Here is a 14,935-nt window from a genome sequence, read left to right as displayed (position 1 = left end):
GCATGACATTGCGTCTTTTCTCCCTGTCGTTCGCCGTGGCCCTGCTTGCAGGCTGCGCCTCCGTGCCCGGTCCCGAAGTGCGCCGCGACGCGGTCCTCGATGGCAAGCACCACGTGGTGGCGGGTGACGGCTCGCACGATGGCGTGGAGGCGCAGCCGCAGGGCACCGACGGCGCGCCGCAGGCAGTGATCCGCCGGGGCAGCGGCACCATGATCAACCGCAGCGCGGCCGCAGCGCCGTCACCGGCGTTGTCGCAGGCCAGTACGGGCACGGCCACCTTCAATTTCGAAGGCGAGTCGGTGCACGCGGTGGTCAAGGCGATCCTGGGCGACATGCTGGGCCAGAACTACGTGATCGCGCCGGGCGTGCAGGGCACCGTGACCCTGGCCACGCCCAAGCCGGTGTCCTCGGCACAGGCGCTGAACCTGCTGGAGATGGTGCTGGGCTGGAACAACGCGCGCATGGTCTACAGCGGTGGCCGCTACAACATCGTCGCCGCCGACCAGGCGTTGGCCGGCACCGTCGCGCCGAGCACCGCGCCGCCGGCCAACGCGCGCGGTTTCGAGGTGCGGGTGGTGCCGCTGCAGTACATCTCCGCCACCGAAATGAAGAAGGTGCTGGAGCCCTACGCGCGCCCGAATGCGATCGTCAACGTCGACAGCGGCCGCAACGTGATCACCCTGGGCGGTACCCGCAGCGAACTGGAAAACTACCTGCGCACGGTGGAAATTTTCGACGTGGACTGGTTGTCGGGCATGTCCGTGGGCGTGTTCCCGATCCAGACCGGCAAGGCCGAGCAGGTGGCGGCGGATCTGGAAAAGGTCTTCGGCGAAGAGAGCAAGACGCCCAGCGCCGGCATGTTCCGCTTCCTGCCGCTGGAGAATGCCAACGCGGTGCTGGTGATCACCCCGCAGGCGCGATACCTGGACCAGATCCAGCAGTGGCTGGAACGCATCGACACTGCCGGCGGCAGCGCCCGGCTGTTCTCCTACGAACTGCGCTATGTCAAAGCCAAGGACCTGGCCGAGCGCCTGGCCGAAGCCTTCGCCAGCGAGAACAGCCGCAGCGGCCGCGGCGGCGGCGGTTCGCTGGCACCCGGCGCGAACGTGCAGGAGCTGGGCAGCCGCGATGGCACCAATGGCAACAGCCTCAACAGCACCGGCAACAGCGGCACCACCCGCACCGGTGGCATGGGCGACGGCACCATGAGCCTGCCGCAACGCCAGTCCGGCAACGCCAGTTTCAATCTGGAAATCCAGGGCGATTCGGTCGGCGTATCGGCGGTGGAAGAAACCAACACGTTGCTGGTGCGCTCCACCCCGCAGGCTTGGCGCTCGATCCGCGAGGTCATCGAAAAGCTTGATGTGATGCCGATGCAGGTGCACATCGAAGCGCAGGTGGCCGAAGTGGCGCTGACCGGCGACCTCGCCTACGGCGTGAACTGGTTCTTCGAGCAGGCGGTGGCCACCGGCAAGACCGAGAGCGGCATCGACCTGCCCAGTGCGCTGGGTCGTTCGATCTGGGGCAGCATTTCCGGCCGCGTGGGCGACACCGGGCTGGGCTGGACCTTCCTGGGCAAGAACGCCGCTGCGGTGGTGACCGCGCTGGACAAGGTCAGCAACCTGCGCCTGCTGCAGACCCCGTCGATTTTCGTGCGCAACAACGCCGAAGCCACGCTCAACGTCGGCACCCAGATCCCGATCAACTCGGTGTCGGTCAATACCGGCGTGGGCGGCGACAACACCTACAGCCAGGTGCAGTACCTGGACACCGGCGTGATCCTGAAAGTCCGCCCGCGCATCACCCGTGATGGCGTGGTGTTCCTGGACATCGTGCAGGAAGTCAGCTCGGCCGGTGCCATACCGGCCGGCTGCGATCCCACCCGCACCACCTGCAACCCGCCGATCAACACCCGCAAGATCTCCACCGAAGCGGCAGTGCAGAGCGGCGATACCATCATGCTGGCCGGCCTGATCACCAATTCCGACGAGAACGGCGCCAACGGCGTGCCGGGCCTGAGCCGGATCCCGGTGATCGGCGCGCTGTTCGGCAGGAAGACCCAGAACACCGACCGCTCCGAAGTGATCGTGCTGCTGACCCCGACCATCGTGCGCAACGCGCAGGAGTCGCGCAACCTGACCGACGAATACAGCAACCGCTTCCGCGCCATGGAACCGTTCCCGTCCCGCCCCAGGCGCTGAGTCCTGCTACGCTGCGGTCACGACGCCGCACACAGAGGGACGGATGGGAACGATCGTGTTGCTGCCGATCGGGGTCGATGACAGCGCCCTGGACCGCTGCCTGGGGGCGCTGGACGCCGGTACCCCGGCGCAGACCCAGGTGTGGCTGGCCGACGACGGCCAGGCCGGGCCGCGCGCGCAGGCGGTGATCGAACACTGGCTGGCACACACCCCACTGCGGGCCGAGTACACCCGCCGCGCCCGCGCCATTGGCGAGGTAGCGCACCTGGATGAAATGCTGCGCGCCTGCGAAGGCGGCGACGTGGTGGTGCTGGCACCCGATGCGGTACCGGCACCGGGCTGGCTGCAGCAGCTCGATGCCTGCTTCGCGCGGGACGCCTCGATCGGCTCGGCCACGCCGTGGTGCAACGCCGGCGAAACCGCCGCCTGGCCGCGGCTGGGCGAGATCAATCCGGTCCCTGGAGATCTGTCCGCCATGGCCCAGGCGTGCGCTGCCCTGCCGACGCTGGACCCGGAACTGCCATCGGCGGTAACCCACGCTGTGCTGCTGCGTGCCAATGCGCGGCGCAAGGCCGGTGGCCTGGACATGCACAGCTACGCCTCATGGAATGCAGCCCTGATCGACCTGAGCCTGCGCATGGCCGGGCTGGGCTGGCGCAATGCGCTGTGCGCCAATGCCTTTGTGGCGCGCGATGGCGAAGCGCAGGCGCAGGACGGCGACCTGGAGGCGCTGGGCACGCGCTGGCCGGCCTGGCAGCCGCGCCTGGCCGGGTTCCTGATGGGCGATCCCCTGCAGCAGGTCCGCCAGGATCTGCAGCGTCTGCACCAGCAGGCGATAATGCCCCGGTCCCAGGGCGATCTGTTCGGAACGCCTGCCGCCGCCGCACCGGAGTCGCCTGTTTGAACCCCTGCATTGCCGTCATCATCGTCAGCTACCAGAGCGCCAGCACGCTGGACACCTGCCTGACGCGGCTGCGTGCGGCCGACGAGGTCGCCGAGATACGCGTGGTCGACAACGATTCCGACGACGGCACGCTGGAGATCGTGCAGCGCCACGCCAGTGCGGACCTGCGCGTGCGCTTCATCGCCAACCCCGACAACCCCGGCTTTGCCGCCGCCAACAACCAGGGCGTGGCCGACAGCCAGGCCCCGTGGTTGGCCTTCATCAATCCAGACCTGATGGTCCAAGCCGATACCCTGGCCCAGCTGCGCGCGCGCGGGCAGGCGTTGGGCGATTGCGTGCTGGGCGTGGAGCAGGTCGATGAGCAGGGCCAGCCCGATGCGGCGGTGCGCCGCCGTGATCCGGATTTCGGCGCCATGCTGCGCCACCCGGGGCAGGGCGCACGCCTGGCAATCCCCGCCGATCCAGCCCAGGCGCTACAGCCGGTGCCGGCGCTGTCGGGCGCGCTGCTGCTGATGCCGCGCGCGCTGTTCGACCGCATCGGCGGCTGGGATGCCGGCTACCGCCTGCATGCCGAGGACCTGGACCTGTGCCGGCGCGCGCGCGAGGCCGGTGCGGTGGTCGCCATCGCCAATGACCTGCAGGTGGTGCACGTGCGCGGCGTGTCGAGCCGGTCGCGGCCGTTCTTCGTGGAATGGCACAAGCATCGTGGCCTGTGGCGTTACTTCCGCCGGTTCGAGGCGCCGCGGCGCAACCTGCTGGTACAGGCAGCGGTGTGGGGGGCGATCTGGGCGCATGCGGCGGCCCAGGTCCCGCGGTTGCTGCGGTCGTGAATCCGCATTCGCGTATTCACCCCACGGTTCGCTGCGCAAACCGCGGGCCCCACCTCACCAGTTTCCTCATCCCCGCGCCTGTCGGCGCGCCCCCTTGAACACCAAGGGGGCTCTCCACCTCATGCATGCCTTGCAATCGGACAAGCGCCGCGTTGGTCGGTACATGCTGGGGGGCGCATAATCCGGGGATGATCATCCAGTCCCTGCTCGACACCGACCTGTACAAATTCACCATGATGCAGGCGGTGCTGCACCAGCACCCCGGCGCGCAGGTCCAGTACCGGTTCAAGTGCCGTACGCCGGGCATCGACCTGGCCAGCTGCATCGACCAGATCAACGCCGAAATCGACCATCTGTGCCAGCTGCGCTTCAGCACCGAAGAACTGGACTACATGCGCGGGCTGCGTTTCGTGAAGCCGGACTTCGCCGATTTCCTCGGCCTGTTCCACCTGGACCGCAAGTACATCGACCTGCGGCCGTCGCAGACCGTGCCGGGCGAGATCGAACTGGACATCACCGGGCCGTGGCTGCACACCATCCTGTTTGAAGTGCCGCTGCTGGCGATCATCAACGAAGTCTGGTTCCGCAACACCAGTACGCCGGACTTCGCCGAAGGCGAGCGCCGGCTGCAGGCCAAGACCGCGCTGTTGCGCGATACACCCGGTTTCGAGCTGTGTCGCATTGCCGACTACGGCAGCCGCCGCCGCTATTCGCGCGACTGGCACGCGCGCATGCTGCCGATGATGCGCGAGGCGCTGGGCGAGCAGTTCGTGGGCACCAGCAACGTGCATTTCGCGCGGCTGTACGGCATGACCCCGCACGGCACGATGGCCCACGAATACCTGCAGGCGTTCCAGGCGCTCGGCCCGCGCCTGCGCGATTCACAGGTGGCGGCGCTGGAATCGTGGGCGCGCGAGTATCGCGGCGACCTTGGCATCGCGCTGTCGGACGTGGTCGGGTTGGACGCGTTCCTGCGCGATTTCGACATGTATTTCTGCAAGCTGTTCGATGGCGTGCGACATGATTCGGGCGACCCCTTCAGCTGGGGCGACCGCATGCTGGCGCACTTCAAGGAACGCCGCGTGGACCCGCGCAGCAAGGTGCTGGTGTTCAGCGACGGGCTCAACATCGAGAAGGTGATGCGGCTGTTCGATTACTTCCGTGGGCGCTGCCAGGTCGCGTTCGGGGTCGGCACGCACCTCACCAACGATCTCGGCCCGACCCCGCTCAACATCGTGATCAAGATGGTCCGCTGCAACGGCCAGCCGGTGGCCAAGCTCAGCGATTCGCCGGGCAAGAGCATGTGCGACGACCCGGGTTACCTGGCCTACCTGCGCCAGGTCTTCGAGCTCCCGCCGGAATAATCGCGTCGAAGGCGTAACGCCCAACGGCCGCTACCTACCGGTAGGGTTGGCTCCCAAACAACTGCCGACCTTGCTGATCGGCACGGTAACGCATGAACTTGACCGAAGGCGTAACGACCAACGGTCGTTACCTACTCCAGCGCGTATCGGGCCACGAACAATGCCGCTACCAACCAGACCGCCGGGTGCACCTCGCGCCAGCGCCCGGTACCGGCCTTCAACACCGCATAGGCAATGAACCCGAACGCCAACCCATTCGCAATCGAATAGGTAAACGGCATCGCCAGCGCACACAGCGCGGCAGGCACCGATTCGGTCAGGTCGTTCCACTCCACATCCACCAGTTCGCGCAACATCAACCCGGCCACGAACAGCAGCGCCGGTGCGGTGGCATAGCCAGGCACCATGCCGGCCAGCGGCGAGAACAGCAGCGCGGCCAGGAACAACGCCGCCACCACCAGCGCGGTGAGCCCGGTACGGCCACCGGCCTGCACGCCGGAGGCGCTTTCGGCAAACGCGGTAGTGCTGCTGGTGCCCAGCAGTGAGCCGGCGACGATGGCGGTGCTGTCGGCCAGCAGCGCGCGCCCGAAGCGCTTCTGCGCGCCCGGCAGCTTGAGCAGGCCGGCACGTCCCACCACGCCATACAGGGTGCCGGTGGCATCGAACACTTCCACCAGCACGAACACCAGCACCACCTGCAGCAGCACGGCAATGGGCGCGCCGCCGTCGTGGTGCAGCAGGCCGGGCAGGTCCAGCTGCAGGAAGGTCGGGGCCAGGCTGGGCGGCAGCGAGATCACGCCCTGGTACTGCACGGCGCCCAGCAGCCAGGCCGCGCCGGTGACGGCGAGGATGCCGATCAGGATGGCACCACGCACGCGGCGTGCTTCGAGGATGGCGATCAGCAGGAAGCCGGCCAGTGCCAGCAGCGGTGGGGCGGTGTTGAGCGGGCCCAGCGCGACCAGTGTGTCGGAGTTGGCGATGATCACGCCGGACTTCTGCAAGGCGATGATGGCCAGGAACAGGCCGATGCCGGCCACGATGGAGGCGCGCAGAGAGGCAGGAATACCGGCGACCAGCCAGGCGCGCACGCCGGTAAGCGACAGTGCCAGGAACACCAGGCCCGAGATGAAGACAGCGGCCAATGCCTGCTGCCACGGCAGGCCGGCGGCACCCACCACGGTGAAGGCGAAGAAGGCATTCAGGCCCATGCCCGGGGCCATGCCCACGGGAAAGTTGGCGGCGAACGCCATCACCAGCGAGCCGAGCGCAGCGGCCAGGCAGGTGGCCACGAACACCGCGCCCGGGTCCATGCCGGTGGTGGACAGGATGTCGGGATTGACGAAGACGATATAGGACATCGTCAGGAACGTAGTCAGCCCGGCCAGCAGTTCGGTCCGCACGGTGGTGCCGTGCTGTTTGAGCTGGAACAGGTTTTCAAGCAGCTTCATGGCGGGGGTCCAAATCAAGAGCCTTCGTCTGGTGCATCACGTGATGAGGGCCGACGGGTGCGGGGGTACCGGGTGCGCCGTGAACCCTTCCATGGGGGCTCTTGCGAAACATCCATGTTTCGCAAAGCCCCCGTACCCCCGCACCCGCCGGCCCTCCCGGATACGGTCGGTGGCCATGGAAGATCAAATGCCGTTTCGATCATTTCCATGCGTTATCGGGTGTGGATTCTGCAATGGCGGTCGTTCGGGAACCGACCCTACCGACATTCTGCGTAGAGCCACGCCCTGCGTGGCTGCTCTTCGTATCCGCCTGCGACCATCTGTCGAGGGAGGCCGGCGGGCAGCCCCTGTAGGGACTGTCAAAAACATGGATGTTTTTGCCAAGCTCCCATGGATGGGTTTACGGCGTGTCCCGTAAGGGGCTGCCCGACGGCCTCCCTGCACGCAGCAACGGAGACGCTGCCGTAAACACCAGAATGCAAAACGGCCGCGCGAGCGCGGCCGTTTTGCATTCTTACTTCAGCGCCTTGAAGCGCAGGCGCTTCGGGGCGGCGTCGTCGCCCATGCGGCGGCGCTTGTCTTCTTCGTATTCGCGGTAGTTGCCCTGGAAGAACTCCACGTGCGAATCGCCTTCGAACGCCAGGATGTGGGTCGCAATGCGATCCAGGAACCAGCGGTCATGCGAAATGACGAACGTGTTGCCCGGGAACTCCAGCAGCGCGTCTTCCAGCGCACGCAGGGTTTCGATGTCCAGATCGTTCGACGGTTCGTCGAGCAGCAGCACGTTGCCACCCTGCAGCAGGGTCTTGGCCATGTGCAGGCGGCCACGCTCACCACCGGACAGCGAACCGACCAGCTTCTGCTGGTCCTGGCCCTTGAAGTTGAAGCGGCCGATGTAGGCGCGCGACTGGATCTCGATGCCGTTGATGTTGAGGATGTCCAGGCCGCCAGCGATTTCCTGGAAGACGTTGTGGTTGCCTTCCAGCGCGTCGCGGCTCTGGTCCACGTAGGACAGCTTCACGGTCGGGCCGACCACGATTTCGCCGGAATCCGGCTTTTCCTGGCCGGTGATCATCTTGAACAGGGTCGACTTGCCCGCACCGTTGGGGCCGATGATGCCCACGATCGCGCCGGCCGGGACCAGGAAGCTCAGCTCGTCGAACAGCAGGCGGTCGCCGAACTTCTTGGAGACGTTCTTGAATTCCATCACCGAATTGCCCAGGCGCTCGCCCGGCGGGATGAAGATTTCATTGGTTTCGTTGCGCTTCTGGTAATCGACCGACTGCAGCTCTTCCAGGCGGGCCAGACGGGCCTTGCCCTTGGTACGGCCGCCCTTGGCATTCTGGCGCGACCACTCCAGTTCCTTCTGGATCGCCTTCTGGCGGGATTTTTCCTGGTTGTCTTCCTGCTTCAGGCGCTCGTCCTTCTGCATCAGCCAGTCGGTGTAGTTGCCCTTCCACGGAATGCCGCGGCCGCGGTCCAGTTCCAGGATCCACTCGGCGGCGTTGTCCAGGAAGTAGCGGTCATGGGTGACGGCCACCACGGTGCCGGTGTAGCGCGCCAGGAACTGTTCCAGCCATTCCACCGACTCGGCGTCGAGGTGGTTGGTCGGTTCGTCGAGCAGCAGCATGTCCGGCTTCTGCAGCAGCAGGCGGCACAGTGCCACGCGGCGCTTTTCACCACCGGAGAGCTTGCCTACGATGGCGTCCCACGGCGGCAGGCGCAGTGCGTCGGCGGCCACGTCCAGCTGGTTTTCCAGGGTGTGCGAGTCGCCGGCGGCAAGGATCGCCTCCAGGCGCTCCTGTTCCTTGGCCAGCTTGTCGAAATCGGCACCTTCCTCGGCATAGGCCAGGTACACCGCGTCCAGCGCGGCCTGGGCCTGCAGCACTTCGCCCACGCCTTCCTCGACCGCTTCGCGCACGGTCTTGGTCGGGTCCAGCTCCGGTTCCTGGGCCAGGTAGCCGACCTTGATGCCGGCCTGCGGGCGGGCTTCGCCCTCGAAGTCGGTGTCCACGCCGGCCATGATCTTCAGCACCGTGGACTTGCCGGCGCCGTTCAGGCCCAGCAGGCCGATCTTGGCACCCGGGAAGAACGACAGCGAGATGTCCTTGATGATCTGCCGCTTGGGCGGGACCACCTTGCTGACTTTGTTCATGGTGTAGATGTATTGCGAGGACATGAGCTCTCCGAAGGCGCAACCCTGCGCCCGTTCCGTCAGGAACAAGCACAGATGAAAAGGGATGTCGCCAATTATAGCCGGAAGCGATGTCCACCGCCGGTCGGCCCGTGGGGCGGGGCTTGCCGCTGCCTGAATGGCCCGTCAAAGCCGCTGAATTGGAAACCGTTTCCAGCTGGAAACCGTTCAGATGTCGTCAGCATGATAGGAACCATCAATCCACCAGGCGAGGCCAATCATGCGCATGAATCGAATTGTGGTCGGGACCGTGGCCTCGCTGCTCGCGCTGGGCAGCATCGCCCCGGCCTTCGCTGATGACCATCGTGGCCGCGGGCATGACCGTCACCACGACGATCGCCACGACCGCCACGATGACCGCCGCGACTGGCGCGACGACCATCGCCGTGAAGCCCGCCACGACCGCCGTTACTACGACAATCGTGGCTACTACCGTCCGGCGCCGCCGCCGCGCGTGGTCTACCGCCCGGCCCCGGGCCGCGGCTACGGCTGGGCGCGCGGGCACCGCTACAACGAGTACTACCGGGGCCCGGTGTACGTGGTCAACGACTACGGCCGCTACTCGGTGCGCCGCCCGCCGCACGGCCACCACTGGATCCGCGACGACCGCGGCAACCTGCTGCTGGTGGCCATCGCCACCGGGATCATCGCCGATTACGTGATCAACAACCGGTAGTCTTCCCGGATCGGGTAGAGCCACGCCCTGCGTGGCTGCCACCGAACCCAACACCAACCAGCGCGCCCCCCGGGCGCGCTTTTTCGTTCCGGGGTGGGTTCGGCCTTACAATCAGGGGCCCGCTGTTCCCCCCTTCTGCTCTGGAGTAAGCGATGTTCCCGCGTGACGTCCGCATCGAAACCTACGATCCCGAACTGGCCAAGGCCATCGCCGCCGAAACCCAGCGCCAGGAAGACCATGTCGAGCTGATCGCCAGCGAGAACTACACCAGCCCGGCGGTGATGGAAGCCCAGGGCAGCCAGCTGACCAACAAGTACGCCGAAGGCTACCCGGGCAAGCGCTACTACGGTGGCTGCGAATACGTGGACATCGCCGAGCAGCTGGCGATCGACCGCCTCAAGCAGCTGTTCGATGCGGACTACGCCAATGTGCAGCCGCACAGCGGCTCGCAGGCCAACCAGGCGGTGTACTTCGCGCTGCTCAAGCCGGGCGACACCCTCCTGGGCATGAGCCTGGCCCATGGCGGCCACCTGACCCACGGCGCCAAGGTCAATGCCTCGGGCAAGCTGTTCAACGCCGTGCAGTACGGGGTGAATGAGCAGGGCCTGATCGACTATGACGAAGTCGAACGGCTGGCCCTGGAGCACAAGCCGAAGATGGTCGTGGCCGGTTTTTCGGCCTATTCGCAGGTGGTGGACTGGGCGCGCTTCCGCGCCATCGCCGACAAGGTCGGTGCCTATCTGTTCGTGGACATGGCCCATGTCGCCGGCCTGGTCGCTGCTGGCGTGTACCCCAGCCCGCTGCCGCACGCGCACGTGGTTACCTCCACCACCCACAAGACCCTGCGCGGCCCGCGCGGCGGCATCATCATCGCCAAGGGCGCCGGCGAAGAGATCGAGAAGAAGCTGCAGTCGATCGTGTTCCCGGGCATCCAGGGCGGCCCGCTGATGCATGTCATCGCGGCCAAGGCGGTGGCCTTCAAGGAAGCGCTGGAGCCGGGCTTCAAGGCCTACCAGCAGCAGGTGGTCAAGAATGCCCAGGCGATGGCCACCACGCTGATCGCGCGCGGCTACAAGATCGTCTCCGGCGGTACCGAGAACCACCTGATGCTGGTCGACATGATCGGCAAGGATGTGTCCGGCAAGGACGCAGAGGCCGCGCTGGGCAAGGCCCACATCACCGTCAACAAGAACTCGGTGCCCAACGACCCGCGCTCGCCGTTCGTGACCTCGGGCCTGCGCCTGGGCACCCCCGCCGTGACCACCCGCGGTTACCTGGAAGCGGACTGCGTGGAACTGGCCACCTGGATCGCCGACGTGCTCGACGCCCCGGCCGATGAGACGGTGATCGCCCGCGTGCGCGATGCGGTCAGCGCGCAGTGCCGCAAGTACCCGGTCTACGGGTAATGGAAGAAACCCGGCAGCAGCGCCTGTATCGCGCAGGCGCTGCTGCCGGGGTTGGCTTTGTCGTTTACAGCCCCTTTCCGGCAGCTCCTGGCGGGCGCTGGATTACCTGATGGCGGGGCCGCCGCTGCGGGTCTGCAGCCCACACCTGGTGTGGCTGGGGGCGCTCCCGGCCGCTGCCGGCGACTGATGAATCACGTCCCGATTTGTACGCCGGGGTCTTCTCAGGTACCGTTGCGACGCTGCCGTGACCACGGCGTGACGTTTTTCTGATGCAAGGCGTTCCATGTACTGTCCGTTCTGCCAGCATGCCGATACCCGGGTGATCGACTCGCGCGTCTCCGAAGACGGTGCGACGATCCGCCGTCGGCGTGAGTGCGAGGCCTGCAGCGAGCGCTTCAGCACCCTGGAAACCATCGAACTGAAGCTGCCGGCGATCGTCAAAAGCGACGGCAGTCGCGAAGCCTTCGACGCGCGCAAGCTGCGGGTCGGCTTCGACCGTGCGCTGCAGAAGCGCGCCGTGCCCGAAGACAAGATCGAACTGGCGGTGCGCGCGGTGATGCAGCAGCTGCGCATGTGCGGCGAACGCGAAATCCCGTCGATCAAGGTCGGCGAGTTCGTGATGAACGAACTGCGCAAGCTCGATCACGTGGCTTACGTACGGTTTGCGTCGGTCTACCGCAGCTTCGAGGACGTGGCCGATTTCCGCGAGGAGATCGAGAAGCTCGAACGCGAGCTGCCGTCCAGTACCGAACAGCTGCAGCTGCTGGGCGATGTGATTGCCCTGACCAAAAAGAAAAAGGGGTAGAGCGGGGCTCTGCCCCGCTGCTTGGCTCTGCCCCGCTGCTTGGCTGAAGGGGGCTCTGCCCCGCTGCTTGGCTCTGCCCCGCTGCCCAGGAATGCAGCGGGCCAGAGGCCCGCTCTACGTCGCACCCGCCGCCGGGCGTTACCATGGCCGACATGACCGACTTCTCCACGCTCGACCACCTGCACATGGCGCGCGCGTTGCGCCTGGCCGAACGCGGCCTGTATACGGCCCGACCCAACCCGATGGTGGGCTGCGTGATCGCGCACGGCGACCGCGTGGTCGGCGAGGGCTGGCACCAGCGCACCGGCGGCCCGCATGCGGAAGTGTTCGCGCTGCGCCAGGCCGGGGACGCGGCGCGCGGTGCTACCGCCTACGTGACCCTGGAACCCTGCGCCCACCATGGGCGCACCCCGCCATGCGCGCTGGCCCTGATCGACGCCGGGGTGGCACGGGTGGTGGCCGCCGTGCGCGACCCGTTCCCGAAGGTCGATGGCGGCGGGTTCGTGCTGCTGCGCGAGGCGGGCATCGAGGTGGCCGAAGGATTGATGGCGGCGCAGGCGCGCGAGCTCAATCATGGCTTCCTGTCGCGTGTTGAACGCGCCCGGCCTTGGCTGCGGGTCAAGCTGGCCGCCAGCCTGGACGGGCGCACGGCAATGGCCGATGGCAGCTCCAAATGGATCACCGGTGAAGCGGCCCGAAACGATGTGCAGCGGTGGCGCGCACGGGCTGGCGCGATCCTGACCGGCGCCGATACCGTGCTGGCCGATGACCCGCAATTGACCGTACGTCTGCCTGACACCGAAGTGATGGCGCCGCTGCGCGTGGTATTGGATTCGCGCCTGCGCTCACTGGAATGCGCCCGGGTCCGCGAGGGTGGGGCACCCACGCTCTACCTGCACGCCGCCGCCGTGAGCCCTCCCGATGCGGCCGATGCCGAGTTCGCGAGCGTGCCCAGCAAGAATGGCCGGCTCGATCTGGGAGCAGTGTTGACCCTGCTGGCGGAGCGCGGCATCAACGAAGTGCACACGGAAGCAGGCGCCACCCTATGCGGCGCGCTGCTGGCCGGCGACTGGGTGGATGAACTGCTGCTCTACCAGGCGCCGACCCTGCTCGGCGAGCACGGCCGGCCGCTGCTGGGCGGGCTGGGCATCCACGCCATGGAACAGCAGCGTCGGCTGCGGCTGGTGGACCAGCGTCAGGTAGGCGACGACCTGCGCTTGCTGCTGCGGCCCCACTAAGTCTTGGTGCAGCGTTACGCTGCCGCCGCACCGAGTGCTGCGAGATGCTGCACGGTCTGCGGATAAGCCTGGACAAGCCGGATCAGCGTCGCCGCCTGTGCATTGGGTCGCGCACGCCCTTGCTCCCAGTTCTCAAGGGTGCGTGCGTTGGTCCGCAGGTACATCGCGAAGATCGATCTCGACATGTTGAGTTTCTCGCGAATGGCGATCAGCTCATTTGCAGCCAGTGGGGGCAGCGCAGCCAGTTTTATCGCATGTGTGCGCAGGGTGACCTTGCCCCCCCGCGCATGGGCGAGTTCCTCCATCCCCTCGACCAGCTCTGCGAAAATGTCTCGTTTCATCTTGGGCTCCTCGCCTTCCGCTCCTGATCCAGCAGCCTTGAAAGAAGCTGCCGTTGTGCCGGATCCAGGTCGTCCTGGATGCCTTTGCCGTACACCGTGAACAACCAGAACTGCGCACCATCGGGCCACCAGTAGTAGATCAGCCGCAGGCCCCCGCGCTTGCCACGCTGGCGACCTTCATCAGCAAATCGAACCTTCCGCAGCCCACCCGTGCCCACGATCAGATCGCCGCGCTCCGGTTCGCGCATCAGCCACTGCTGCAGCTCACGAAAGCCCGCGTCATCCAGGTGCGCTGCCCGGTTACGGGCAAATCCCGCCAGTTCCACAAACACGGCCTGCATGAGTGTACGTTATCTGCGTATGGTTACATGTGAACGATACGCAGGGCCCGGCCCCTGTTCCCGGCTGCAGGTCACATCCAGGTTGCGCTGCCGGACGCAGAATCAATCGACACGCGCGAATCGATAGGCAATAAAAAACGGGCCCCTTGCGGGGCCCGTCGATCATGGCGCGGGTTAGCGCTGCCCGATCAGTAACTCAGAAGCTGGCGCGCACGCCGACCGTGTACTGGGTCACGTCGTCGTAGTACTGCACTTCGCCGACCACACCCCAGGTGCGATTGAAGCTGACCTGGCCGCCCAGGGTGCCGATCCAGACGCCGTCCATGTCGCTGCCGTCGATGTAGCCGGCCTTCAGCCAGGCTTCGGTGGCGCGCGAGGGCTTGCCGCGCAGGCCCAGCGAACCACGGCCGGCGTTGGTGTGGAACTTGACGGTGTCGCTTTCAACGCCGTCGTCGAACTCCACTTCGTTGTTGATGCGGGTCCAGGCGAGGTCGGCGGTGAAGTCCAGGCGGTCGGTCATCGGCATGTGGTAGCCAATGCCCAGTTCCGGCTGCTCCAGGGTGTTCTTCAGGCGGAATTCGCCGATCTCGTCTTCCAGGTGGTAGGTCTTGGAGGTGGTGCTGTAGCCGCCGAACACAAACACCTGCTCGGCAATTGCGAACGAACCGCGGATATAGCCGCCGTCCAGTTTCGGGTTGCTGCCGGGGTTGTTGATCTGCTGCTGCATCCAGCCGCCTTCAACCCAGGTGTAGCTCATGGGGCCGGCAGCAGAGGCGGCCATCGGAGCGGCGGCCAGCAGCGTGGCGGCCAGGACGAGCATCTTGCGCATGGAAAGTCCTTGAAAAAGTGAGGTCCATTTCAGCCTGCCCATCATGGGCGGCAGGGCGGCGGTCAGCGCCGCGCGGGCGCATCTTAACAAATTGTTTACAGAAAGCGAGCGCTCAGCCAGCGCTGCTACAATGGCAGCGCCGGTTCGCCGGTATACAAACGTCTTCAGGGCGGGGTGCGATTCCCCACCGGCGGTAGGTGCGCAAGCACGAGCCCGCGAGCGCTTCCGGCCCCGCCGGAAGGTCAGCAGATCCGGTCCGATGCCGGAGCCGACGGTATAGTCCGGATGAAAGAAGACGGTGCTACAGGGCCTGCGTGGCCCTGCGCCCGCCTGTTTGCCTTGCGGCGTTTTTCGCTCA

At 66.3% G+C, this 14,935-nt stretch carries 13 protein-coding genes and 1 riboswitch; of the genes, 8 read left to right on the top strand and 5 right to left on the bottom strand.

Annotated features, from left to right (window positions below; all coding sequences use genetic code 11):
- The first annotated feature begins 2 nt into the window (after positions 1-2).
- The 4 genes from gspD to pncB all read left to right on the top strand — a co-directional run bounded on the left by gspD (position 3) and on the right by pncB (position 5,299).
- Positions 3-2,201 carry a type II secretion system secretin GspD gene (gene gspD / locus WIX41_RS06260; protein WP_339446238.1) on the top strand — a complete coding sequence of 733 codons (2,199 nt, stop codon included), beginning with the start codon at positions 3-5 and terminating at the stop codon, positions 2,199-2,201.
- A gap of 43 nt (positions 2,202-2,244) precedes the next feature.
- Positions 2,245-3,105 (top strand): glycosyltransferase family 2 protein, encoded by an 861-nt coding sequence (locus tag WIX41_RS06255; RefSeq protein ID WP_409187335.1) that lies wholly within the window; start codon positions 2,245-2,247, stop codon positions 3,103-3,105.
- On the top strand, positions 3,102-3,935 hold the full coding sequence (locus WIX41_RS06250; RefSeq protein ID WP_339446236.1) for a glycosyltransferase family 2 protein: 834 nt from the start codon (positions 3,102-3,104) through the stop codon (positions 3,933-3,935). Before WIX41_RS06255 ends, WIX41_RS06250 begins: the two co-directional genes overlap by 4 nt.
- A gap of 188 nt (positions 3,936-4,123) precedes the next feature.
- On the top strand, positions 4,124-5,299 hold the full coding sequence (pncB, locus tag WIX41_RS06245; protein ID WP_339446235.1) for a nicotinate phosphoribosyltransferase: 1,176 nt from the start codon (positions 4,124-4,126) through the stop codon (positions 5,297-5,299).
- A gap of 131 nt (positions 5,300-5,430) precedes the next feature.
- Here pncB and WIX41_RS06240 read toward each other — a convergent pair whose 3' ends face one another.
- Complete coding sequence (locus WIX41_RS06240; RefSeq protein ID WP_409187334.1) at positions 5,431-6,747, bottom strand: NCS2 family permease; 1,317 nt, start codon at positions 6,745-6,747, stop codon at positions 5,431-5,433.
- Positions 6,748-7,261: 514 nt separating this feature from the next.
- Complete coding sequence (ettA, locus tag WIX41_RS06235) at positions 7,262-8,926, bottom strand: energy-dependent translational throttle protein EttA (protein WP_068849183.1); 1,665 nt, start codon at positions 8,924-8,926, stop codon at positions 7,262-7,264.
- Between the two features lie 235 nt (positions 8,927-9,161).
- On the opposite strand from ettA, the gene WIX41_RS06230 reads away from it, so the two are divergent.
- From WIX41_RS06230 to ribD, 4 genes are all read left to right on the top strand, one after another.
- Positions 9,162-9,617: an RcnB family protein gene (locus WIX41_RS06230; protein ID WP_409187333.1), complete on the top strand. Its 456-nt coding sequence runs from the start codon at positions 9,162-9,164 to the stop codon at positions 9,615-9,617.
- Between the two features lie 152 nt (positions 9,618-9,769).
- On the top strand, positions 9,770-11,023 hold the full coding sequence (glyA, locus tag WIX41_RS06225) for a serine hydroxymethyltransferase (RefSeq protein WP_339446233.1): 1,254 nt from the start codon (positions 9,770-9,772) through the stop codon (positions 11,021-11,023).
- A gap of 283 nt (positions 11,024-11,306) precedes the next feature.
- Entirely contained in the window at positions 11,307-11,828 is a 522-nt protein-coding gene (gene nrdR / locus WIX41_RS06220) for a transcriptional regulator NrdR (protein ID WP_339446232.1), read from the top strand.
- A gap of 152 nt (positions 11,829-11,980) precedes the next feature.
- Positions 11,981-13,066: a bifunctional diaminohydroxyphosphoribosylaminopyrimidine deaminase/5-amino-6-(5-phosphoribosylamino)uracil reductase RibD gene (gene ribD / locus WIX41_RS06215; RefSeq protein ID WP_409187461.1), complete on the top strand. Its 1,086-nt coding sequence runs from the start codon at positions 11,981-11,983 to the stop codon at positions 13,064-13,066.
- A 14-nt stretch (positions 13,067-13,080) separates the two neighbouring features.
- Here ribD and WIX41_RS06210 read toward each other — a convergent pair whose 3' ends face one another.
- From WIX41_RS06210 to WIX41_RS06200, 3 genes are all read right to left on the bottom strand, one after another.
- Positions 13,081-13,407 carry a helix-turn-helix domain-containing protein gene (locus WIX41_RS06210; RefSeq protein WP_339446230.1) on the bottom strand — a complete coding sequence of 109 codons (327 nt, stop codon included), beginning with the start codon at positions 13,405-13,407 and terminating at the stop codon, positions 13,081-13,083.
- A complete protein-coding gene (locus tag WIX41_RS06205) occupies positions 13,404-13,748 on the bottom strand; it encodes a toxin (RefSeq protein WP_339446229.1) in 345 nt (114 codons plus the stop codon). The genes WIX41_RS06210 and WIX41_RS06205 overlap by 4 nt, the downstream gene beginning before the upstream one ends.
- Before the next feature lie 196 nt (positions 13,749-13,944).
- Entirely contained in the window at positions 13,945-14,577 is a 633-nt protein-coding gene (locus WIX41_RS06200) for an outer membrane beta-barrel protein (RefSeq protein ID WP_339446228.1), read from the bottom strand.
- Between the two features lie 156 nt (positions 14,578-14,733).
- Positions 14,734-14,878, top strand: a riboswitch (FMN riboswitch).
- The last annotated feature ends 57 nt before the right edge of the window (positions 14,879-14,935 follow it).

It is taken from the genome of Stenotrophomonas sp. AB1(2024) (assembly GCF_037482345.1).
Taxonomy (GTDB): Bacteria; Pseudomonadota; Gammaproteobacteria; order Xanthomonadales; family Xanthomonadaceae; genus Stenotrophomonas.
Note: the sequence above shows the minus strand (reverse complement) of the source record. Positions and strands in the feature narration are given on the sequence as shown.

Excerpts from the sequence above, each read along its gene's own strand:
- gspD (WP_339446238.1), top strand. The coding sequence starts at position 3 with ATGACATTGCGTCTTTTCTCCCTGTCGTTCGCCGTGGCCCTGCTTGCA.
- WIX41_RS06255 (WP_409187335.1), top strand. The coding sequence starts at position 2,245 with ATGGGAACGATCGTGTTGCTGCCGATCGGGGTCGATGACAGCGCCCTG.
- pncB (WP_339446235.1), top strand. The coding sequence starts at position 4,124 with ATGATCATCCAGTCCCTGCTCGACACCGACCTGTACAAATTCACCATG.
- WIX41_RS06240 (WP_409187334.1), bottom strand. The coding sequence starts at position 6,747 with ATGAAGCTGCTTGAAAACCTGTTCCAGCTCAAACAGCACGGCACCACC.
- ettA (WP_068849183.1), bottom strand. The coding sequence starts at position 8,926 with ATGTCCTCGCAATACATCTACACCATGAACAAAGTCAGCAAGGTGGTC.
- WIX41_RS06230 (WP_409187333.1), top strand. The coding sequence starts at position 9,162 with ATGCGCATGAATCGAATTGTGGTCGGGACCGTGGCCTCGCTGCTCGCG.
- glyA (WP_339446233.1), top strand. The coding sequence starts at position 9,770 with ATGTTCCCGCGTGACGTCCGCATCGAAACCTACGATCCCGAACTGGCC.
- nrdR (WP_339446232.1), top strand. The coding sequence starts at position 11,307 with ATGTACTGTCCGTTCTGCCAGCATGCCGATACCCGGGTGATCGACTCG.
- ribD (WP_409187461.1), top strand. The coding sequence starts at position 11,981 with ATGACCGACTTCTCCACGCTCGACCACCTGCACATGGCGCGCGCGTTG.
- WIX41_RS06210 (WP_339446230.1), bottom strand. The coding sequence starts at position 13,407 with ATGAAACGAGACATTTTCGCAGAGCTGGTCGAGGGGATGGAGGAACTC.
- WIX41_RS06205 (WP_339446229.1), bottom strand. The coding sequence starts at position 13,748 with ATGCAGGCCGTGTTTGTGGAACTGGCGGGATTTGCCCGTAACCGGGCA.
- WIX41_RS06200 (WP_339446228.1), bottom strand. The coding sequence starts at position 14,577 with ATGCGCAAGATGCTCGTCCTGGCCGCCACGCTGCTGGCCGCCGCTCCG.